This is a genomic window from Oceaniovalibus sp. ACAM 378, from assembly GCF_008085915.1.
Classification (GTDB): domain Bacteria; phylum Pseudomonadota; class Alphaproteobacteria; order Rhodobacterales; family Rhodobacteraceae; genus Oceaniglobus.
Map to the genome: position 1 here is coordinate 19005 of NZ_VSJK01000001.1, position 20092 is coordinate 39096.

Genomic DNA, 20092 nt, shown 5'->3' on the forward strand with positions numbered 1-20092 from the left:
ATCAGGCGCGCCCCAACAAGCCTTGCGGGCGGAAGGCCAGCACGACAACCATGATCAGAAAAGTCAGCACCACGGCATAGGTGGGGAAATATACCGATCCGAATTGTTCGGCCAATCCGATCAGCAATGCGCCGAGAGCCGCTCCGGGGATCGACCCCATGCCACCGACGATCACCACAACGAGGCTTGCGAGAAGGAACCGGATATCTTCCCCCGGGGCGATGGATTGGAAGGTGCCGCCGACCACGCCGGCGATCCCGGCCAGCCCCGCGCCAAAGGCAAAGACGCCGACAAACACGATCTGAATCCGCGCACCCGTCGCCGACAGCATGTCACGGTCATCGACCCCGGCACGGATCATCATACCGATGCGCGTCTTGTTCAGCGCCAGCCACATCGCCACCCCGACGACGACCGAAGCCGCAAAGATCACGATGCGCACCATCGGATACTTCATGAACACCGGTTCGCCCGAAGATTTGACGGCGGTCACGAAAAATGTGTCCATCGGGCCCGACAACCACTGCGGCGGTGTAATGTTATAAAAATCGCCGCCGAACCCCCAGAGCATCAAGTCAGCCACGACGATGGAAATCCCGATGGTGACAAGCGTCTGGCGCAAATCCTCGCCCTCCATCCGCCGGAAGACCAGAACTTGCAGCAGGATGCCGAAGAACCCGACGACGACAAAGGCAACCGGAAAGGCCAGCAACCAATATCCCGTCGCCTCGGCGGCAAAATATCCGACATAGCCCCCCAGCAGATAGAGCGAGCCATGGGCCAGATTGACATTGCGCATCAGTCCAAAGATCAGGGTGAACCCGCTGGCCACCAGAAAATACAGCCCGCCCAAGGTGATGCCATTGAACAATGCGTTCAGAAACACCTTTTTGCGGCCGATCACGTCTTCCAGCCCGTCAGGCCAGACCGCAAAGATCATCCACAGCAGAATCGCCGCGACCACGGCGATAATCGCGGCCCAGACCGGATGGCGGGTGGCAAAGAGCCTCATCCGGTGCAGGATTCCCGGCGGCTTCGCTGCCCCGATCCCGATTGCTGCGCGTTTCGCGATCCCATTGTCATCAAATCCTCCCGCGCCCTGTTCCCGGGCCCTGCGGCGATGTTAGATCGACACAGCGCCAACCGGCATACCCGAAAGTCTTTCCGGGTGGCCAATCATCGGAAAAGCGGCGGGCGAACAATTTGCCACACGCCGGTATTCGCTGGGCGCGATGCCGACGTTGGAGGAAAAGAACCGGGTAAAGCTGGCCTGTGACGAAAACCCCAGATCATGGGCAATATCGGTGACCGTCTTGTCGGTTGTCAGCAAATCCTCGATCGCCTGTTCGGCCCGTAGCGTGTTGAGATAGATATTCGGCGTGACGCCCATCTGTTGTTTGAACAGCTTGAAAAAGTGCGGCCGCGACAGGCCCACCGCACGGGCAATCCCTTCGATGTCCAGATCGTCGGTCATCCGATCCTGCATCAGGCGCAGCGAACGGCGCACCCGAAAATCGCTGGACCGTTGAAAGGCTGGGTTCAGATTGCTCACCGGTGCGCGGGCCCAGGATTGTTCGAAACATTCCCTTGTCAGGGCAAAAAGCAGGTCGTCGAAGCCCTTGTTGTCCTCATCCTCAAGCATGTGAGCGGTCAGGCGCTTGATCAGATTGCCAATGAAAGGTGTGATCGCGATATCAGGACGCCCGAATTTCAGCGCGAATTCAGCCGACTCCGAATTCTCAAGAAACCACATCGGCTTGATATACAGGGTCAGGCTCATCACCTCGGCGCCGGGGTCGATGTCGGCGCCGTCCCAGCTGTGCGGCTCCCACGGGTTGATCGCACAGGCGGTCAGCGCGGTGGCGGGCACTTTCGCATCGGCCACGGTCATCGAACCGTCGGCTCCGCCGATGCAGAACACCAGATGACCTTCGCGGTGCGCATGGTTGATTATCGGGCGATCCAACCGATATAGGGTCGCACGCCCGAAGGCTCCGTGTGACACGGATACCGCATGGCTCATCTTATCGTCCTCCCGGTCTGCGCTCCGCTCTTACGGCGAATGTCGCGGGTTTCAGTGCCACATGGGCACCCATCTCGGGCAGAACCCGAGAGTTCAAGAATCATACTCATTGTTACGTCAACAACGGCGTAACGCCAGACCGACAGTGATCAGGGATGAATATAGGCCGTCTTGCCCTGGGTGAAGAATTCGCGCGCCCACGAGCCCTGTTCGCGCGGTCCATGGCTGCTGGCCTTGCGCCCGCCAAAGGGTACGTGGGGGTCGACACCGGCCGTCGGCAAGTTGACCATCACCATACCGGCCTGCGCCATCCGTTTGAAATGACTGGCATGTTTCAGGCTGCTGGTGCAAATCCCCGCCACCAGACCAAACGGCGTGTCATTGGCCACCGCCAGCGCCTGATCATAATCACGCACGCGGATCACACTGGCGACGGGACCAAAAACCTCTTCACGGTTGATCGTCATGTCGGCGGTCGTGCCGGTGATCAGCGCGGGCGACAGGAAGAACCCCGGCGTGTCCGACCGCAGCACCTCGCCGCCGTGCCGCAGATGACCGCCCTCGCGGCGGGCGATTTCAATATACCGCAGGTCCTGCTCCAGCTGGGTCGCGTCGACCACCGGGCCGATATCGGTGCCATCGTGCAGCGCATGACCCACCTTCAGCCGCGCCATGGCATCGGCCAATCCGGAGATAAATCGGTCGTGGATGCCTTCGGTCACAATCAGGCGGGACGAGGCGGTGCAACGCTGCCCGGTGGAAAAGAACGCACCGTCCAGCGCACAGGCGATGGCGCGGTCCAGATCGCAGTCATCCAACACGACCAGCGGGTTTTTTCCGCCCATTTCCATCTGGATACGGCGCATGTGCGGCAGGCTGGCGCGGGCCACCCGTTCGCCGGTTGCCTGACTGCCGGTAAAGGTGATTGCGTCGATCCGCGGATCGTCGATTATCGCCTGCCCAACCACCGAGCCCTTGCCGATCAGCAGGTTGAATACACCCGCAGGCACTCCGGAGCGGTGCAGAATCTCGGCCAGCGCATGGGCGCAGCCGGGAACGAGTTCGGCGGGTTTGAACACCACCGTATTGCCGTAACAAAGGGCCGGCGCGATCTTCCATGCCGGGATGGCGAGCGGGAAATTCCATGGCGCGATCACCCCGACCACGCCGACAGGTTCGCGGGTCAGTTCCACCGTCACACCGGGCCGGGTTGAGGGCAGGAGTTCGCCGCTCAGGCGCAGCGCCTCGCCCGCAAAAAAGTGGAAGATACGGGCGGCGCGCACCGCTTCAGCCACGCCTTCGGACAGGATTTTACCCTCTTCGCGCGACAGGAGATGGCCCAACTCATCTGCCCGGGCCATGATCTCATCTCCCACGCGGCGCAGGATATCATGGCGGTCCTGTGGGTTCGACAGACCCCAGCCGGGTGCCGCATCCGCAGCGGCGGCGATAGCAGTCTGGGTTTCCGCCACGCCCGCCTGAGCAAAACTGTCAATGATATCCGTCGTATCCGACGGGTTGATGTCATCGACCCCGTGGGAAGTGCGGACCCATTCGCCGCCGATCAGCAGAGGTTTCAAGGTGTTTCCTTCGGCAACCGCTGCACCGCATTCCAATCCAGCCGCGTAAGGGACGGAAGACCAGCGGCAGGTCGCCAAGCTTTTGAGATAAAATACAATTCCGGGCGGCGCTGGCAGGCGCCGCCCGGAATCCGGTCAGTTCAATCGATCAATAGGACGTCTTGCACTCGGGCGCGTCGCGGCTGGGAAGCCCGATGGCGTCAAAGGCTTCTTTGCTCAGACCCAGACGCTGATCGACACCATCCACCACATTGACCACGTTGTTGGCCAGCGTGCCATCGGGCTGTTCCTGAACCTCGGTGATAAAGTTCGTGCCGATCGCCTGACGGTTTTCGTCCAGCGTGATCATGCCGTTCGGCGCATCCAGTTGCAGATTTTTCAGGCAGTCGCGGAAATCGGCCTGACCTTCGCCAAGATTGCCACCCACCTGCTCGACACACTGAAGCATCGCATTGGTCGAGTTGTAGTAACCGGTGGCGAACAGCGACGGCGTCGGGAAACCATCCGGGAACATCTCTTTGTAGGCATCGACATAGGCGACCCACTTTTCGCCGTCATAAGTATCGGCCTGAGGTCCGGAGGAGGGAACACCGATCAGCGCATCCTTTGCCGACCCTTTCGAGTTGAGCACGGTTCCATCGACCATGATTGTGCCGCCAATCAGGTTCGCCTCGCCGCCTGCCTGCTGATACTGGTTCAGGAAATTGACGGCATCGCCGCCGCCCAGCCCCAGATAGATCGCATCGACGTCATCTGGCAGCGATGCGATGATCGAGCCGAAATCCTTGGTCCCCAGTGGCACCCAGAAGCGTTCGGTGATTTCCCCGCCCGCCTGACAGAACCCAATTGCGAACCCCAGAACCTGAGTATAGATGAAAGAATAATCCTCGCCGATTGTCGCGACGGTCTTGTAACCCTTTTCGTTGACGACATAATCGCCCAGACCGGCCGACCACTGTGCGCCTTCCATGTTGTAGCGGAAGAAGTTTTCCGAGGGGTCGACATAGGTCGCTTCCTGCGCCCCCGAGATACCGTTGATGAAGGTCACATCCGGCTGGGTTTTTGAATAGTCGCGGATTGCGATGCCTTCGGAACCAGAAAGCGGCCCGATCACGATATCGACGCCGTCCTGCTCGACCAGTTTGCGCGCACCGCGTACGGCGCTGTCGGGGGTGGTGTCGGTGGACACGGTCGTCAGCTCGATCTCGCGACCGCCGGCCATGTTTCCGGCCTGCTCCATCGCCAGCTTGATGCCGCGCACGCCGTCTTCGCCGGGGACGGCATAGGTGCCCTCAAGCGTGACCAGAATGCCAACCTTGAGCGGACCGCTGTGCGCGTCAGCAAAAGCCATGCCGCCTGTGGTCATCAACGCAAGTGCGGAAATCGTCCCGAGATAGGTTTTTTTCATTGCAATTCCTCCCATATGAGGCGCCCGCGTTCGTCGCGCCGGGACGCGGCCCCATGGTGGGGTAAGCGGGCGGCTGAACTGATCTCTGACAGTGCGCCGGCGTAACCCTCAGTCTGTTTTTCGGCTTTCGGGTCGCCTGCCCGGTGCCCGGCCCAGATTGTGCTAAAGCTCACCTGCCCGATTATTCCGGACGCGCTGCCCCTGCGCTCCGCGCGTTCGGCGCTGAAATCCGTCCACTGGACGGCTTTCCGGGCGCGCTGCCCCGGCGCTCCGCGCGTTCGGCGCTGAAATCCGTCCACTGGACGGCTTTCCGGGCGCGCTGCCCCGGCGCTCCGCGCGTTCGGCGCTGAAATCCGTCCACTGGACGGCTTTCCGGGCGCGCCTCACCCCAAAGCATATCCTGCGCCGCGCACTGTGCGCACCGGGTCTTCGCCGCCGTTCTGGCACAGCGCTTTTCTCAGCCGCCCGATGTGAACATCGACGGTGCGCGAGTCGACAAAGACGTCTCGGCCCCAGACCCGGTCAAGCAGTTGCTCGCGGCTCCATACCCTGCCCGGTCTTTCCATAAACGTGGACAGCAGGCGGAATTCAGTCGGCCCCAGCTTTAACGGCGCGTCGGCCCGCGTCACCCGATGGGTTTCGGCGTCCAGCAGGATATCGTCAAACTCCAACCGCCCCCCCACCGCAGCGGGCCGGGTGCGGCGCAGTTGTGCGCGCACCCGGGCCATCAGTTCGATAACCGAATAGGGTTTGGCCATATAGTCGTCTGCGCCGGTCTCCAGACCGCGGACCTTGTCCACGTCTTCGCCGTTCGCGCTCAGCATGATGACCGGGATTGCGCGGGTGTCGGTGCGCATTTTCAGGCGGCGGCAGATCTCGATTCCCGATACGCCGGGCAGCATCCAGTCAAGCAGGATCAGGTCTGGCGGGTTTTCGGCCACCAGCAACAGCGCCTCATCCCCGGTTGCGGCGCGTGACACGACGAACCCTTCCGACTCAAGATTGTAGGCCAGAACCTCGCGTTGGGCGGCTTCATCCTCGACGATCAGAACGCGTGGGCGACTGGCTCCCATCCGCTTAACCCCCGACCTTGCCGACAAACGAGGTGCGATCCAGCTTGCGGCGATCCTCATCGGGAATTTCACCAGAAACCACATAGATCACCTGTTCGGCAATCGACGTGACGTGATCGCCCATCCGTTCAATATTCTTGGCAATGAAATGCAGGTGCATGCAGGCGGTGATATTGCGCGGATCCTCCATCATATGCGTCAGGAATTCGCGAAACAGCGCATTATACATTTGATCGATCTCGGTGTCCCGGGCGCGGACATCGGCAGCCAGTTCGGTGTCGCGCTGGATATAGGCATCCAGAACATCCTTGAGCATCCTTTCAACCTCACGCGCCATCCGGCGGATCGCGTTTGAAGATCCCCCTATCGGCGGCATTTCGGCCAGAACGGTGGTGCGTTTTGCAAGATTCTTGCAATAATCACCACAGCGCTCCAGATTGTGCGAGATTTTCATCACGCTCAGCACCGTGCGCAGATCGCCGCCCACGGGTGCGCGCAGGGCGATAAGGCGCGCGGCCTCTTCGTTGATCTGTATTTCAAGCGCGTCGATTGCCTTGTCGCCTGCGCGCACCTTTGCCGCCAGTTCGACATCCCGGTCGACCAGCGAATTGGCGCTGTTCAGGATCGCCGATTCCACTAGCCCGCCCATTTTCATGATCAGCGCGGTGATGTCTTCCAGATCGCGGTCAAAGGCCGAGGCGATGTGTAGATCCTGCATGATGTCTCCTTACCCGATCCGCCCGGTGATATAGCTTTCGGTGCGTTTGTCCTGAGGGTTGGTGAAAATCTGGCCCGTTTCGCCGTATTCGACAAGATGGCCAAGGTGAAAGAACGCCGTGTGTTGCGAAACACGGGCGGCCTGTTGCATCGAATGGGTGACGATGACGACGCAATAGTTCTGGCGCAACTCATCAATCAACTCTTCGATCTGCGCTGTAGCAATCGGATCGAGCGCGCTGCAGGGTTCGTCCATCAACAGCACCTCGGGTGCGGTTGCAACGGCGCGGGCGATGCACAGGCGTTGCTGTTGCCCCCCCGACAACCCGGTGCCCGGCTGGCCAAGCCGATCTTTGGCCTCGTCCCAAAGTGCCGCGCGACGCAGGGATTTCTCGACGATTTCATCCAGTTCCGGCTTGTTGCGGGCCAGCCCGTGAATCCGCGGCCCATAGGCCACATTGTCATAGATGGATTTTGGAAACGGATTGGGTTTCTGAAACACCATCCCGACCTTGGCGCGCAGTTGGACCGGATCGACCTGTCGGTCATAGATGTCTTCAGCGTCAATCAGGATATCGCCCTTGACGCGACAAATCTCGATCGTGTCATTCATCCGGTTGATACAGCGCAGAAAAGTCGATTTCCCACAGCCCGACGGGCCAATAAAGGCGGTCACGGTATTGTCGCGGATCTTGACGTTCACATCCTGGAGCGCATGGGTCTCGCCATAGAAAACGTTGACGTCTTGCGCGGAAATCTTGATCTCGTCCATGGTCGTGTCTCTTTCGATGGCTTTCGGTTCATTCACGGCAAGCCCGCTTACCAGCGGCGTTCAAAGCGACGGCGCAACAGAACCGCGACGGTGTTCATGGCGATCAGAAAGACCAGCAGAACGATGATGGCACCCGATGCACGTTCGACAAAGGCCGGGTCGGCGCGCTGAGTCCAGTTGAAGATCTGCACCGGCAGCGCACTGGCCGGATCAAAGAAACCTTCGGGCGGAGCACCGGGAAATTCCTTGACGAAGGCCACCATGCCGATCAACAGCAGCGGCGCAGTTTCGCCCAGAGCCTGCGCCAGCCCGATGATCGTCCCGGTCAGGATGCCCGGCGCTGCCAGCGGCAGGACATGGTGAAACACCGCCTGCATCTTTGAGGCGCCCACGCCAAGGGCTGCGTCGCGGATGCTCGGCGGGACCGATTTCAGCGATGCCCGGGTGGCGATGATGATGGTGGGCAGGGTCATCAGCGTCAGCACCAGCCCACCGACGATGGGTGCGCTTTGCGGCAACCCGGCAAAGTTGATGAATATGGCAAGCCCGAGGATGCCAAACACAATCGACGGCACGGCGGCAAGGTTGGATATGTTCACCTCGATCACGTCGGTCCAGCGGTTTTTCGGAGCGAATTCCTCAAGGTATATGCTGGCCGCCACCCCGATCGGCAGGGCGAGCACAAGGACGATCATCATCATATAAAGCGAGCCCAGGATCGCCACGCCCAACCCCGCCGCCTCGGGGCGCTGATCGGATGCGTCTGAGTCGGTGATGAACCCGGGGTTCAGCGAAGTTGCGAGCAGCCCCGCCGCCTTCAGCGCATCGGCAAGGATCAGCAGTTCGGGCGATACATTGGCGTCGCGTGTGGCGCTGACCATGGTGACGGCGCCCTTGTAATATCCATCGATTCGGCCATTCGCCAGCAGGCGGAATTCATGCACCGTGCCGATCAATGCCGGGTTCGCAATAACCGCATCGCGCAATTTTGCCGGTGCCTCTTTCGAGATGATCCCTGCGGCTTGCTTGGCGCTCAACCCGTCGATGGTGATGCCGAGTTGCGCCATCGTCTGTTCCAGCGCCGTATCGATCAGCGGCGCATAACCGAAGGTCGACACTTTTTTGATCGCCTCCAGATCGCCTGTGCCGGACTTGTCCAGCTTTGCTTGGGGCAGTTCGATCTGCAACGTCACAAAGGTCTGACGAAACGACGACAGCCCGTTGCCAAGGATCGTGGTCAAAAGCACAACCAGCGCCAGCAGGCCAAAGGCGACCGCGGCCATCCCGTAAAGCTCGAACCGCTTTTCGGCGAAATTGCGTTTGCGGGTGCGGGACGATTGATCCAGCAGCGAGGTTTTCAGCCGCAACGCGCGGCCCAGAGCAATATCGGTCATTCGTACTGTTCCCGGTATTTGCGCACGATGATCAGCGCGACGACGTTCAGCGCAAGGGTGATGACGAACAACGTCAGCCCAAGCGCAAAGGCGACCATGGTTTCCGGCGATGCGAAATCCGTGTCGCCGGTCAGTTGCGACACGATCTTGACGGTTATTGTGGTCATTGCCTCGAACGGATTCAGGTCCAGTTTGGCCGCCGCCCCTGCCCCCAGCACCACAATCATCGTTTCACCGATCGCCCGCGATGCGGCCAGCAGGATCGCGCCAACGATGCCCGGCAGGGCTGCGGGCACGATCACCTGCTGGATGGTTTCGGATTTCGTGGCACCAAGGGCATAGCTGCCGTCGCGCATCGTCTGCGGCACGGCATTGATGACATCATCGGACAGGGACGAAACGAATGGGATCAACATGATCCCCATCACAAGGCCCGCGGTCATCACGCTGGACCCCGACGACCCCAGCCCCAGCGGCTGGGCAAAATAATCGCGCAACAGCGGACCGACCGTGACCAGCGCGAACAGTCCATAGACGATGGTGGGAATCCCGGCCAGAACCTCAATCAGCGGCTTGATCAGCGTCCGCACCCGGGGGCCGGCGTATTCCGACAGATAGATCGCCGAGAAGAGCCCGACAGGCACCGCCAACAGCAGCGCGATGAAACTGATGTACAGCGTCCCCCAGAGTAACGGCAGGATGCCCAGTTGCGAATTGCCGCGAAAATTTGGTGACCAGGTGGTGCCGAAGAAAAAGTCGCGCGCCGGATACTGGCCGAAGAAGTTAACGGTTTCGAACAGCATCGACAACACGATGCCGCCCGTGGTCAGGATCGCGATCGAGGCCGCGCCGATCAGCAGCGCCAGAACCGCACGTTCAACCCTGTTGCGGGCGCGAAAATCGCGACTGATGCGCGACAGGGCAAAGACCAGACCGGCCACCGCCAGCAGCAAAACTGCGATACTCCGGGCCAGATCGCCACGGGCTGAAATCATTCGATACCGCTGCGCCGCCGCAAGCACCGCAGGCTGAACATCCGAAGCCAAGGCAACACCCGCCCGCCCCAGCAGGGCGCGGATTTCGTCACCCACCTGCAAGCCCTGCACCGCATCGCTGCCGATTTCGCCCTGTTCAACCACAGCGTCAAGCCCATCGGCAAGACGACGCACATCGCTCATCACCAGTGACCGAGTTGTGCTGTCGGAAATCGCGATTTCGGGGATCAGCCCGGACACCCGGCTTTCCACCACGACCGGCTGGATCAAAAGCCATACGAACAACACCAGCAGCGCGGGCACCAGCGCCGCCAGCGCTACATTCAATCCATAATAGATCGGGCGCGAATGCAGACGGCGGATATCGCCACCGGCACTGGCCACTGCCCGGCGACGCCCGGCACCGTACCCGGCCAGCGTCAGCGCCAGCAGTATTGCAAAAAGCCAGAGCAGCGGCATGTTGTCTCCCGGATTGGAAATGCGGGACCGACGCGTATTGCGCCAGCCCCGCGCTTTGGTTGGGGCTTATCCAGCCGGGCTGATCACCTGTTCATCGGCGATCATGGTCTGGGTGTCTGACAGTTCCGGATCGCTCACCAGACCATATTCGGCCAAGGGGCCGTCTGGTCCGGCGATTTCGTCAGCGACAAAAAATTCAGCGTATTCTTTCAGACCCGGGATCACGCCGATATGCGCTTTCTTGATATAAAAGAACAACGGCCGCGACACCGGATATTCCCCCGACGACACAGTTTCAGTCGACGGTGTAACACCCCCCATGGTCGCGACCTGCAACTTGTCGGTGTTGTTTTCATAGAACGACAGGCCGAACACGCCGATGCCGTTCTTGTTGCTGTCGATCCGGGCCAGTGTTTCGGTATAATCACCGTCAATATCGACTGAAACTCCGTCAGTGCGGATCGCCATACACTTGCCCTCGGCGGTGTCTTCGTCGATGCCCGCGTCCTGCATCGCTTGCAGCGCGCCGCTGTTCTCGCAGCCGGCAAAGATCACCTGCTCTTCGAACACTTCGCGCGTTCCGTGCTTGGTGCCCGGAATGAACGCTGCAATCGGCTGGGCGGGCAGTTCGGGGTTCACCTGATCCCAGGACGTGACGGTGTTGGTTTGCAACGCGCCGTCAACGACAACTTCGGCGGCCAGTGCCCTGTACCAATCCTCAGGCGTAAAGGCGAAGGAATTGCCGTTGATGTCGCTGGCAAAGACGATACCGTCATAGCCAAACCGCACTTCGATGATGTCGGTGACGCCGGCGCTGGCACAGGCCTTGATCTCATTCTCGCGGATCGGGCGCGATGAATTGGCGATGTCGATGGTGTTTTCGCCGGTGCCCTCGCAGAATTTTTTCAACCCTGCCGAAGATCCGCCGGATTCAATCACCGGGGTCGGAAAGTCAAAATTCTCGCCGAAGGCTTCGGCGACGATGGTGGCATAGGGCAGAACCGTGGAAGACCCGGCAACCTGCACCTGATCACGGGCGACGGCGGCAGTTGCGGAAACGGCAGCAAGGGCGATGGCTGAAACGGAAAGTTTCACGAATGGCATGGAAAGCTCCTGTCATGCGGTTCGGACCGTGCAGTCACGATCCATGCGTCGGGGTCTAGGCGCGCTGTGCTGACCTTTTGTGACGTGCATGTAACAGTTTGATGACAAATGACCGGAATGCCGTCAGCCCAGCGGCAGAAAGACCGAAAAAGTGCTGCCCTGCCCCGGTTTGCTTTCAATCTTCAGCCGTCCGCGGTGCCGGTTGATGATATGTTTGACGATGGCAAGCCCAAGCCCGGTGCCGCCCATATCCTGTGACCGGTGCGCGTCGACCCGATAAAATCGCTCGGTCAGGCGCGGCAGGTGGATCGGATCGATCCCTTCGCCACTGTCGCGCACATCAATCCGCAGCGCCGGGCCGCGCATGCTTGGCTCGTGGTCGATCTGGGTCGCGGTGATGGTAACCGTCCCACCAAAACCGCCGTATTTCGCCGCGTTTTCGATCAGATTGGTGAACACCTGGCACAACTGGTCGCCGTCACCCGGCAGATCGGGCAGATCGGCGCAGCCTTCCAGGTTGATCGTCACGCTCTGCGCTTCCAGCAAAGGCCCAAGGCTCACAGTAACCGAACGCAAAAGATCGCCGGGATTCAGCCGCACGGTGGGGCGCAAACGCTCTTCGCTTTCGACCCGGCTGAGCGATAACAGATCCTGCACCAGCCGGTTCATCCGGTTTGCCTCGCGCGCCATGATCGACAAAAACCTGTCGCGCGCCGCCGGATCGTTGCGCGCCGCACCGCCCAGCGTTTCGATAAACCCGATCAAAGCGGTCAGCGGCGTGCGCAATTCATGGCTGACGTTAGCGACAAAATCGCGCCGCATTTGGCCCGCCTCTTCGGTGGCGGTGGTGTCCTCAAAGCTGACAAGAGCACCGCGCTGCCCGGCCACAATCAGGGCGCGTGCGCTGGCCTGCCAGATGGTTTCGCCCGCATCCTGACCGGTGATGAAGGGTGCCGCTGCGCTGTCGCCGCCACGCAGAACCGAATCAATGGCATCAAGGATAACCGGTTGACGCAGCACCGAGAAATAATGTCGCCCGGCCAAAGCGCCGCCCAGCATATCGCGGGCCGGACGGTTGGAAATCGTGATACGGTTGTCGTGATCGACGAAGACGGTCGGCGGCTGTAGTGCTTCGATCACGGTCAGAACATGTTCGACATCAACCTGCACTTTTTGCCTTTCCGCATACTTGACATGCAGATACGCCCTGAGCGAGCGAGATCATGCCGACTGCCACACTTTCGACATGATCGACAATGATTTTCAAGGGTGATCCACCGCATTTTGGGTCCGGTGAAAGGTGAATGCCAGTGTCGTCGCAGGTATCAGTTGCAGAGAGATTAGCCATCCGGCCCCGCCTTGCGCCCGCAACCGGAAGCGCTGGCCGGTTGTTCGTGGGCGATGCTGACGATCTTGGCCGTTCGGGTCTGAGACTGCCCGATTCTGCAAGGCTTACACCCTCTGACCTCGGCGCTTTGGACACGGCCCTGCGCCTGCGCCAGCACCCTGGATTGATACTGACCCGAGCGGTGTCGGGCCAGTTCGATTGTCTGGACGTTGCGCGGCTTCTGGCGTTTCGCGAGTTTCGTGGACGGTTTCGGGTTCTGGTAGACGCCATGCCCTGTCCCTCGATCGTCATCGACGAATTGCGCGCGGTCTTCACCGGGCTCGATATCGCCGGACTCCATCCGGGCGATCCGGTTGTGTTGCAACCTGCTTTCCCGATCAGTCTCAGACCGATTGCGAGGCATGCACTGCAGCGGTAAATTCCGCGAGCAGCAGATCATCGGGTTCAACGCCGACAGACACCCGGAACACACCCTCTCCCAGTCCCAGTTCGGCGCGCCGTTCGGGCGTCAGCGCCCGGTGTGACGACGTGGCCGGATGGCTGAGCGTCGTGCCGATATCGCCCAGCGTCGGGGCAAAGGCGATGTTTTCAGCCGCCCGCACCAGCGCGTTGGTCTGTGCCCGCCCGCCTTCGATTTCAAATGTCACCATACATCCGCCGCGGCCGTTCAACAGGGAAACGGCGCGATTGTGGTCGGGGTGGTCGGGCCGCGTGGGATAGATCACGCGCCTGATCCCCGGCAAGGTGGCCAGATGATCGGCCAGACGTGCCGCATTTTCTTCGGCCCGGTCATAGCGCAGTTCGAACGAATACAGCCCACGCTCGGCCAGCCAGCAGTCAAACGGGCTGGGCGTCAGGCCCAAGGTCACAGCCGTGCCCCGCATCGCCGCGTTGTGGTCAGGATCGCGGGCCGCGACATAGCCAAGTGTCACATCGGAATGTCCCGCCAGCAGTTTCGTCACCGAATGGATCACGATATCGGCGCCATGATCAAACGGTCGGAACCCGCGCGGCGTGGTAAAGGTATTGTCCACCACGAGCAGCGCACCGGCATCTTTTGCCACCCGCGCAATGCCGGCCACATCGGCGACGCGCAGGGTGGGATTGCTGACCACTTCGATCAGGATCATCCGGGTGTTCGGGCGGATCGCGGCGGCCATCGCCTCGGCGTCACTCGGATCGGCCAGCGATGTTTCGATGCCCATACGCGGCAGTTCATTGCTCATCATCCGCATCGAGCGGCCATAAAGCTGATTGCCCCCCAGCACATGATCGCCCGCCTTGAGCAGGCCGAACATCGCTGCTGTGACGGCCGCCATCCCCGATCCAACGATGAAACCGCCAGTCGCGCCTTCCATTCCGTCGATCTTGGTGGCCAGAACATCGGCGTTCGGGTGGCCTTCGCGTGCATAGGAATAGCCCGGCGCGCGACCTTCATAGAGATCATCCAAGGCGTCGGGGCTGTCGCTGGAATAAACCACCGAGGGTTGCAGCGGAGTGCCCACCGCTCGTGACGTACCGGCGGGCCATGGGGTGCGGCGAACAAGGGTGGCGGGGGGCTTGATCATTGTGGACCTCTGGTGTGAATTGGGGTCAAACGGCTTGCAGGCCAGTGGAAAAGCGGCGGGCGTTCGCGCGGTATCCTGCGGCAGATCCCAGCAGTGCCGCGATTGCCGCATCGTCCAGTTGGCGCACCACGCGGCCCGGCGAACCCATCACCAGACTGCCGTCGGGAATCACCTTGCCCTCGGTGATCAGCGCATTCGCCCCGATCAGACAGCCCTTGCCGATCACCGCGCCGTTCAGCACCGTCGCGCCCATGCCGATCAGCGTTCCGTCGCCAATGGTACAGCCGTGCAGCATCGCCTTGTGGCCGATGGTACAATCGGCGCCGATGGTCAGCGGAAACCCAAGGTCGCTGTGCAACACAGTGTTTTCCTGAACATTACTGCCCTCTCCCAACTCGATCATTTCGTTGTCGCCGCGCAGGGTGGCGCAGAACCAGACCGAACTGCCGGGCAGCAGACGCACCTTGCCGATGATGTTCGCATCCGGCGCAACCCAGACATCCCCGGCAATCTCCGGCGCCAGCCCATCAAGTGCATAGATGGTCATGATCTCTCCTCGAATTGGCTTTGTAACGCGCGCACATGGGACACGATATCGGGTTGTTGCGACAGGCGCAGCCGTTCGGCACCGATGATTGTTTTAAGCCGTGCTTCGGTTTCGTCCAGGTCGCCGTTGACCAGAACGTAATCATAACCGTCCCAGTGGCTGATTTCATCCCAGCTTTTTTCCATCCGGCCCGCGATGGTATCGGCGTCATCCTGACCGCGCGATTCAAGCCGGCGGCGCAGTTCGGGAATGCTGGGCGGCAGGATGAAGATCGACAGGACATGCTGTTGCAGCGAGGATTTCGAGATCTGTTGCGCACCCTGCCAATCAATATCGAACAAGACATCGCGCCCGTCCTTGATCGCCGCTTCGACCGGACCCTTGGGCGAGCCGTAATAGTTGCCGAACACCTGAGCATGTTCGAGCATCTCGTCCTCTTTGACGAAGGCTTTGAACGCATCCTGACCGACGAAATAATAATCCTCCGCCTCAACCTCGCCCTCGCGGGGGGGACGGGTCGTTGCCGACACCGAAAACCGGATCGACGGATCCCAGGTCATCAACCGCCGTGCCAGTGTCGATTTTCCGGCACCTGACGGCGATGACAGGATAATAAGAAGACCGCGTCGCGCCACAGTGTTACTCCACGTTTTGAACCTGTTCGCGCATTTGGTCGATGCTGGACTTGAGCGCAAGGCCGACGCGCGTCAGTTCGATGTTCTGCGCCTTGGAGCACAGGGTATTCGCCTCGCGGTTAAATTCCTGCATCAGGAAATCCAGCTTGCGCCCCACCGGCCCCGCGTGATCCAGCAAATCGCGGGCGGCGGTAACATGGGCGGTCAGGCGGTCCAGCTCTTCGGTGATGTCGGTCTTGACTGCGACGATTGCCAGTTCCTGCGCGACCCTGTCGGGATCTGCGCCCTCGGTGTTGTCCATCACCCGCGCCAGAGCATCGCGCAGGGCCGCACGCATCTGATCGGCACGGGCGGCACAAAGCACCTTCGCCTCTTTGTTCAGAATCTCGATCTGATCCAGTTGCGCGGTCAAAATACCTTGCAGCGCCCGCCCTTCGGCGCCGCGCATGGCGTTGAAACCGGCGATCACCCCGGTCAGATCACGAATCAGCGCAGCAGCCAGCGCTGCGGTGTTGCCCGTGTCACCGTTGTTGCCGGATGTGTCGACGATGCCGCGCTGATTCAGAATGTCCGTGGCGCTGGGCGCGACGATGTTCACCCCGTGGGCCATAGCAGCCGATTCGATCTCGGCGATCTGCGCCAGAACCCGGTCCAAAACAGCCGCATCGATCCGCGCCGCCACAATTTCGCCATGCCGCGTCAGTCGCAGCGAAAGCGTCACGTTGCCGCGGGAAACCGATTTCTGCACCTGCGCGCGGGCGGCAGATTCAAGTCCGTCGATCCAGTCGGGCATGCGTAACCGAATATCCAGCCCACGCCCGTTGACTGCGCGCATGTCCCAGGTCCATGTCCAGCCGTCGAACCCGCCCTGCCCCGCCGCGAAACCGGTCATCGAATGCAGCATGAATATTAACCTTTCAGACAAAAAGTGACAGATTCGTGGCAAAATCCGGGCTATGGTTGGGTCAGCGCCGGGAACTGTGACAGCGGTATCAGACCCCCGCGCCACCGACAACACGACCGATCCGGCACCCGTCCGGACAACCATTGAACGGCCGGGCGTCCAGCGTTGACGACAGGCACCTACGACAGACAGGATGAAAGGCAGACCATGGCACAATCAGACCCCCCACATGCCCCGGTCGTTCCGCTGTTCGCAGCAAACCCCAAAGCGGCCACCTGTTTTTCCGAGCTTGAGGCCTATTGGCAGAGCCTGTGCAAGGGGCGGATCATGCCGCAACGCTCGGAGATCGATCCGCGCGGCATTGTCGGCGCGCTGGACCGGACGTTTCTGGTCGAACGGGTGGCGCCCGGCGTGGCGCGGTTCCGGCTGGCCGGGATGCACCTGTCCGATCTGATGGGGATGGAGGTGCGGGGGATGCCGCTGACCTGCTTTTTCCTGCCCGGCGCACGGACCGAGATCGCCGAGGCCGTCGAGGCGGTGTTCAGCGAACCGGCCCGGGTCGATCTATGGCTGACCCGCCCGCGCGGAATGTTGCAGCGGTCGACGGCGGCGCGCATGTTGCTTCTGCCCCTGCGCGATGATCACGGACAGGTCACCCGCGCCATCGGCTGTCTTTCGGCAAGTGCCACCGCCGGATCGCCGCCGCACCGATTCACCATCACGTCCGACAACCGGCAGACGCTGATCGGTTACGGCCAACGGCCCGACGGTGTGACGACGCCGGACATTCCCGCGGTCCTTCAACGGGTGCGCAAACGGACAACCGGTCACGCGCGCCCGCATCTGACAGTGGTTAAAACCTGAGGTTAAAACCTGATTCCGGATCAAAGTATCTGACCCGGATCCAGGGTTCTGGCGGTGTGAAAGAGGATCGCCTCTTATCACACCGCCTTCTTTCAAACGGACTCAGGCTGACCTTGTCAGACTGGCCCTTTCAGCTTGCCGCCTGTTGGCGTTCGGCCTGCCGGCTGCCCAGTTGTTCGGCCACAAGAAACGCCAGTTCCAGCGCCTGAGAGGCGTTCAGACGCGGATCGCAAGCCGTGTGATAACGGCTGGACAGATCGCCATCGGTCACGGCGCGGACGCCACCGGTGCATTCGGTCACGTCTTGTCCGGTCATTTCGAAATGCACGCCACCCGGCACAGTGCCTTCTGCCGTGTGCACCGCAAAGAACTCCTGCACCTCGCGCAGCACGGATTCGAACGGGCGCGTTTTATACCCGCTGTCGGACTTGATCGTGTTGCCGTGCATCGGATCACAGCTCCAGACGACATTGGCGCCTTCTTCTTGCACCGCTTTAATCAGCTTGGGCAGGTGGTCGCCCACGCTTCCCGCACCGAAACGCGCGATCAGGGTCAGACGCCCCGCCTCGTTTTCCGGATTCAGGGTGGCCATCAAACGCTTCAGTTCGTCGGCGGTGATGGACGGTCCGCATTTCATCCCGATGGGATTCAGCACACCTTTGCAGAATTCCACATGCGCGCCGTCGGGTTGACGGGTGCGATCGCCGATCCAGATCAGATGCCCGGACCCGGCCAGAACCTTGCCGCTGGTCGAATCGACCCGCGCCAGTGCCTCTTCGTATTCCAGCAACAGCGCCTCGTGCGAGGTATAGAAATCGACCGTCGACAGATCAGAGTTGTTCGCGCTGGTCAGACCCGCAGCCGTCATGAAATCCAGAGAATCCTGAATCCGGTTGGCCATGTCGCGATATTTCTCGGCCTCTTCGGAATCGGTGAACCCCAATGTCCAAGAATGGACCCGGTGGATGTCGGCATAGCCACCTTTTGACAGCGCGCGCAGGAAGTTCAGCGTCGCCGCCGCCTGAGTATAGCCGTCAAGCATTCGGTTTGGATCGGGAATCCGCGCCTCGGGGGTGAACTCGAACCCGTTGATGATGTCACCGCGATAGGATGGCAGTTCCACACCGTTGACGGTTTCGGTCGGGGTGCTGCGTGGTTTGGCAAACTGGCCGGCCATGCGTCCGACCTTTACCGTTGGAACCTTGGCGCCAAAGGTCAGAACCATCGCCATCTGCAGCATCACCTTGAAGGTGTCGCGCACGTTGTCGGCGGAAAACTCCGAGAAGCTTTCGGCGCAATCACCGCCCTGAAGCAGGAATGCCTCGCCCCGGCTGACAGCGGCAAGAGACTTTTTCAATGTCCGCGCCTCACCGGCAAAGACCAGCGGAGGAAACCGCCCCAACCGTTGCTCGACCGCCGCCAGAGCGGCAGGATCGGTATAGTCGGGCATCTGCACCCGGGGTTTGCCGCGCCAATCGGATTTCTGCCACTGGGTCATCGTCACCGCTCCGTTTCCTCGCGGGGTGCCCGGTGCACCGCCGCCATATGTGCCCGGTCTTATAGGCGGGCCCACCGGCGAAGAAAACCGCAATCCCGCGCAATACGACCCACGCCGCGTCGCTTTTCGCACATCGCGCCTTGAATGCGTGGAACAAACCTGTTTCGCTCCGGCCACCCTCAGGATCGGGTCAGACGTATGGAAGTGAGTCGATACAGCGTCGATGTAGACACGGTCGGGCGTAAACCGCGCCATGTGGTCTTTGTTCTGCTCGACAATTTTACGCTTTTGTCCTTTGCAAGCGCACTGGACTGCCTGCGCGTCGCCAATCGTCTGGCACGCGCGGAACTTTACACATGGGCGCTGACCGGCGAAGGCGGCGCAACGGTGAGCTGTTCGGCGGGCACTGCGTTCCAGCTCGATTCCGATCTTGCAGAGCTGGGGCGTGACGATATCGCTCTGGTCTGCGGCGGCATCGATGTGGCGCAGGCAACGACCAAGCGGATTTTGAACTGGCTTCGGCGTGAATCCCGGCGCGGGGTGATTATCGGCGGATTGTGCACCGCCGGATATGCCTTGGCCAAGGCGGGGTTGCTGGATGGCAAACGCGCGACGATCCATTGGGAAAATCAGGACAGTTTCGCCGAAGAGTTCGAAGACGTAACGCTGACCAGATCGGTCTTTGTGGTCGACGGGAACCGGTACACCACTGCCGGGGGCACGTCCTCGATTGATCTGATGTTGAAACTGATTGCGGATCATCACGGTGATGCGCTGGCCAGTGCTGTGGCGGATCAACTGATTTATTCTTCGATCCGCACGGATCAGGACACCCAGCGGCTTTCGGTGCCCACACGAATCGGAGTGCGCCATCCCAAACTGTCCAGCGTCATACAGATGATGGAAGCCCATATTGAGGATCCGATCAGCCCGGCCATCCTGGCCCGCGACGTGGGGATGAGCACGCGCCAGCTGGAACGGCTGTTCCGCCGGTATCTGAACCGTTCGCCCAAGAGGTATTACATGGAGCTGCGGCTGGGAAAGGCGCGCAACCTGTTGATGCAGACCGATATGAGCGTGATCAACGTCGCGCTGGCCTGTGGTTTCACCAGCCCGTCGCATTTCTCCAAATGTTACCGCGCCCATTATGAAACCACGCCCTATCGCGAACGTGGAATTCAGACGACGCGAATTTCGGGCTGA

General features: G+C 60.9%; 19 protein-coding genes. 3 read left to right on the top strand and 16 right to left on the bottom strand.

The annotated features are described in order from the left end of the window. Position 1: 1 nt before the first annotated feature. From FQ320_RS00090 to FQ320_RS00140, 11 genes are all read right to left on the bottom strand, one after another. Positions 2 to 1012 (bottom strand): branched-chain amino acid ABC transporter permease, encoded by a 1011-nt coding sequence (locus FQ320_RS00090; protein ID WP_148468826.1) that lies wholly within the window; start codon positions 1010 to 1012, stop codon positions 2 to 4. 111 nt (positions 1013 to 1123) lie between these two features. After that, positions 1124 to 2023, bottom strand: a complete 900-nt coding sequence (locus tag FQ320_RS00095) for an AraC family transcriptional regulator (protein ID WP_148468828.1) — start codon at positions 2021 to 2023, stop codon at positions 1124 to 1126. 149 nt (positions 2024 to 2172) lie between these two features. After that, positions 2173 to 3603: an aldehyde dehydrogenase family protein gene (locus tag FQ320_RS00100; protein WP_148468830.1), complete on the bottom strand. Its 1431-nt coding sequence runs from the start codon at positions 3601 to 3603 to the stop codon at positions 2173 to 2175. A gap of 148 nt (positions 3604 to 3751) precedes the next feature. Continuing rightward, positions 3752 to 5011: an ABC transporter substrate-binding protein gene (locus FQ320_RS00105; RefSeq protein ID WP_148468832.1), complete on the bottom strand. Its 1260-nt coding sequence runs from the start codon at positions 5009 to 5011 to the stop codon at positions 3752 to 3754. A gap of 383 nt (positions 5012 to 5394) precedes the next feature. Continuing rightward, positions 5395 to 6084, bottom strand: coding sequence for a phosphate regulon transcriptional regulator PhoB (gene phoB, locus FQ320_RS00110; protein WP_148468834.1), 690 nt, complete (start codon positions 6082 to 6084; stop codon positions 5395 to 5397). A gap of 4 nt (positions 6085 to 6088) precedes the next feature. Next, positions 6089 to 6802 (bottom strand): phosphate signaling complex protein PhoU, encoded by a 714-nt coding sequence (gene phoU, locus FQ320_RS00115; RefSeq protein WP_148468835.1) that lies wholly within the window; start codon positions 6800 to 6802, stop codon positions 6089 to 6091. A 9-nt stretch (positions 6803 to 6811) separates the two neighbouring features. After that, on the bottom strand, positions 6812 to 7573 hold the full coding sequence (gene pstB / locus FQ320_RS00120) for a phosphate ABC transporter ATP-binding protein PstB (protein WP_222861557.1): 762 nt from the start codon (positions 7571 to 7573) through the stop codon (positions 6812 to 6814). 47 nt (positions 7574 to 7620) lie between these two features. Beyond that, positions 7621 to 8967: a phosphate ABC transporter permease PstA gene (pstA, locus tag FQ320_RS00125; protein ID WP_148468838.1), complete on the bottom strand. Its 1347-nt coding sequence runs from the start codon at positions 8965 to 8967 to the stop codon at positions 7621 to 7623. Then, complete coding sequence (gene pstC, locus FQ320_RS00130) at positions 8964 to 10421, bottom strand: phosphate ABC transporter permease subunit PstC (protein WP_148468840.1); 1458 nt, start codon at positions 10419 to 10421, stop codon at positions 8964 to 8966. The genes pstA and pstC overlap by 4 nt, the downstream gene beginning before the upstream one ends. Positions 10422 to 10487: 66 nt before the next feature. Next, entirely contained in the window at positions 10488 to 11525 is a 1038-nt protein-coding gene (locus FQ320_RS00135; RefSeq protein ID WP_148468842.1) for a substrate-binding domain-containing protein, read from the bottom strand. Between the two features lie 123 nt (positions 11526 to 11648). Further along, positions 11649 to 12695 (bottom strand): cell wall metabolism sensor histidine kinase WalK, encoded by a 1047-nt coding sequence (locus FQ320_RS00140; RefSeq protein WP_255509311.1) that lies wholly within the window; start codon positions 12693 to 12695, stop codon positions 11649 to 11651. A gap of 224 nt (positions 12696 to 12919) precedes the next feature. On the opposite strand from FQ320_RS00140, the gene FQ320_RS00145 reads away from it, so the two are divergent. After that, the gene (locus FQ320_RS00145; RefSeq protein ID WP_148468843.1) at positions 12920 to 13291 is read left to right on the top strand and encodes a hypothetical protein; all 372 of its coding nucleotides are present in this window, start codon (positions 12920 to 12922) and stop codon (positions 13289 to 13291) included. Here FQ320_RS00145 and FQ320_RS00150 read toward each other — a convergent pair. From FQ320_RS00150 to FQ320_RS00165, 4 genes are read right to left on the bottom strand one after another with little or no spacing between them, the layout of a single operon-like run. Continuing rightward, on the bottom strand, positions 13257 to 14441 hold the full coding sequence (locus tag FQ320_RS00150; protein WP_148468845.1) for a PLP-dependent aspartate aminotransferase family protein: 1185 nt from the start codon (positions 14439 to 14441) through the stop codon (positions 13257 to 13259). The genes FQ320_RS00145 and FQ320_RS00150 overlap by 35 nt on opposite strands. A gap of 25 nt (positions 14442 to 14466) precedes the next feature. Beyond that, positions 14467 to 14988: a gamma carbonic anhydrase family protein gene (locus tag FQ320_RS00155; RefSeq protein WP_148468847.1), complete on the bottom strand. Its 522-nt coding sequence runs from the start codon at positions 14986 to 14988 to the stop codon at positions 14467 to 14469. Continuing rightward, positions 14985 to 15623, bottom strand: a complete 639-nt coding sequence (gene gmk / locus FQ320_RS00160; RefSeq protein ID WP_148468849.1) for a guanylate kinase — start codon at positions 15621 to 15623, stop codon at positions 14985 to 14987. Before gmk ends, FQ320_RS00155 begins: the two co-directional genes overlap by 4 nt. Before the next feature lie 4 nt (positions 15624 to 15627). Beyond that, positions 15628 to 16527 carry a YicC/YloC family endoribonuclease gene (locus FQ320_RS00165; protein ID WP_148468851.1) on the bottom strand — a complete coding sequence of 300 codons (900 nt, stop codon included), beginning with the start codon at positions 16525 to 16527 and terminating at the stop codon, positions 15628 to 15630. Between the two features lie 207 nt (positions 16528 to 16734). Here FQ320_RS00165 and FQ320_RS00170 point away from each other — a divergent pair, with 207 nt between their 5' ends. Next, positions 16735 to 17391, top strand: a complete 657-nt coding sequence (locus FQ320_RS00170) for a PAS domain-containing protein (protein ID WP_148468853.1) — start codon at positions 16735 to 16737, stop codon at positions 17389 to 17391. A gap of 130 nt (positions 17392 to 17521) precedes the next feature. On the opposite strand, the gene FQ320_RS00175 is transcribed toward FQ320_RS00170, so the two are convergent. Beyond that, positions 17522 to 18889 (bottom strand): class II 3-deoxy-7-phosphoheptulonate synthase, encoded by a 1368-nt coding sequence (locus FQ320_RS00175; protein WP_148469473.1) that lies wholly within the window; start codon positions 18887 to 18889, stop codon positions 17522 to 17524. Between the two features lie 198 nt (positions 18890 to 19087). Here FQ320_RS00175 and FQ320_RS00180 point away from each other — a divergent pair, with 198 nt between their 5' ends. Beyond that, positions 19088 to 20092 carry a GlxA family transcriptional regulator gene (locus tag FQ320_RS00180; protein WP_148468855.1) on the top strand — a complete coding sequence of 335 codons (1005 nt, stop codon included), beginning with the start codon at positions 19088 to 19090 and terminating at the stop codon, positions 20090 to 20092.

Excerpts from the sequence above, each read along its gene's own strand:
- FQ320_RS00090 (WP_148468826.1), bottom strand. The coding sequence starts at position 1,012 with ATGAGGCTCTTTGCCACCCGCCATCCGGTCTGGGCCGCGATTATCGCC.
- FQ320_RS00095 (WP_148468828.1), bottom strand. The coding sequence starts at position 2,023 with ATGAGCCATGCGGTATCCGTGTCACACGGAGCCTTCGGGCGTGCGACC.
- FQ320_RS00105 (WP_148468832.1), bottom strand. The coding sequence starts at position 5,011 with ATGAAAAAAACCTATCTCGGGACGATTTCCGCACTTGCGTTGATGACC.
- phoB (WP_148468834.1), bottom strand. The coding sequence starts at position 6,084 with ATGGGAGCCAGTCGCCCACGCGTTCTGATCGTCGAGGATGAAGCCGCC.
- phoU (WP_148468835.1), bottom strand. The coding sequence starts at position 6,802 with ATGCAGGATCTACACATCGCCTCGGCCTTTGACCGCGATCTGGAAGAC.
- pstB (WP_222861557.1), bottom strand. The coding sequence starts at position 7,573 with ATGGACGAGATCAAGATTTCCGCGCAAGACGTCAACGTTTTCTATGGC.
- pstA (WP_148468838.1), bottom strand. The coding sequence starts at position 8,967 with ATGACCGATATTGCTCTGGGCCGCGCGTTGCGGCTGAAAACCTCGCTG.
- pstC (WP_148468840.1), bottom strand. The coding sequence starts at position 10,421 with ATGCCGCTGCTCTGGCTTTTTGCAATACTGCTGGCGCTGACGCTGGCC.
- FQ320_RS00135 (WP_148468842.1), bottom strand. The coding sequence starts at position 11,525 with ATGCCATTCGTGAAACTTTCCGTTTCAGCCATCGCCCTTGCTGCCGTT.
- FQ320_RS00150 (WP_148468845.1), bottom strand. The coding sequence starts at position 14,441 with ATGATCAAGCCCCCCGCCACCCTTGTTCGCCGCACCCCATGGCCCGCC.
- FQ320_RS00155 (WP_148468847.1), bottom strand. The coding sequence starts at position 14,988 with ATGACCATCTATGCACTTGATGGGCTGGCGCCGGAGATTGCCGGGGAT.
- FQ320_RS00165 (WP_148468851.1), bottom strand. The coding sequence starts at position 16,527 with ATGCTGCATTCGATGACCGGTTTCGCGGCGGGGCAGGGCGGGTTCGAC.
- FQ320_RS00170 (WP_148468853.1), top strand. The coding sequence starts at position 16,735 with ATGGCACAATCAGACCCCCCACATGCCCCGGTCGTTCCGCTGTTCGCA.
- FQ320_RS00175 (WP_148469473.1), bottom strand. The coding sequence starts at position 18,889 with ATGACCCAGTGGCAGAAATCCGATTGGCGCGGCAAACCCCGGGTGCAG.
- FQ320_RS00180 (WP_148468855.1), top strand. The coding sequence starts at position 19,088 with ATGGAAGTGAGTCGATACAGCGTCGATGTAGACACGGTCGGGCGTAAA.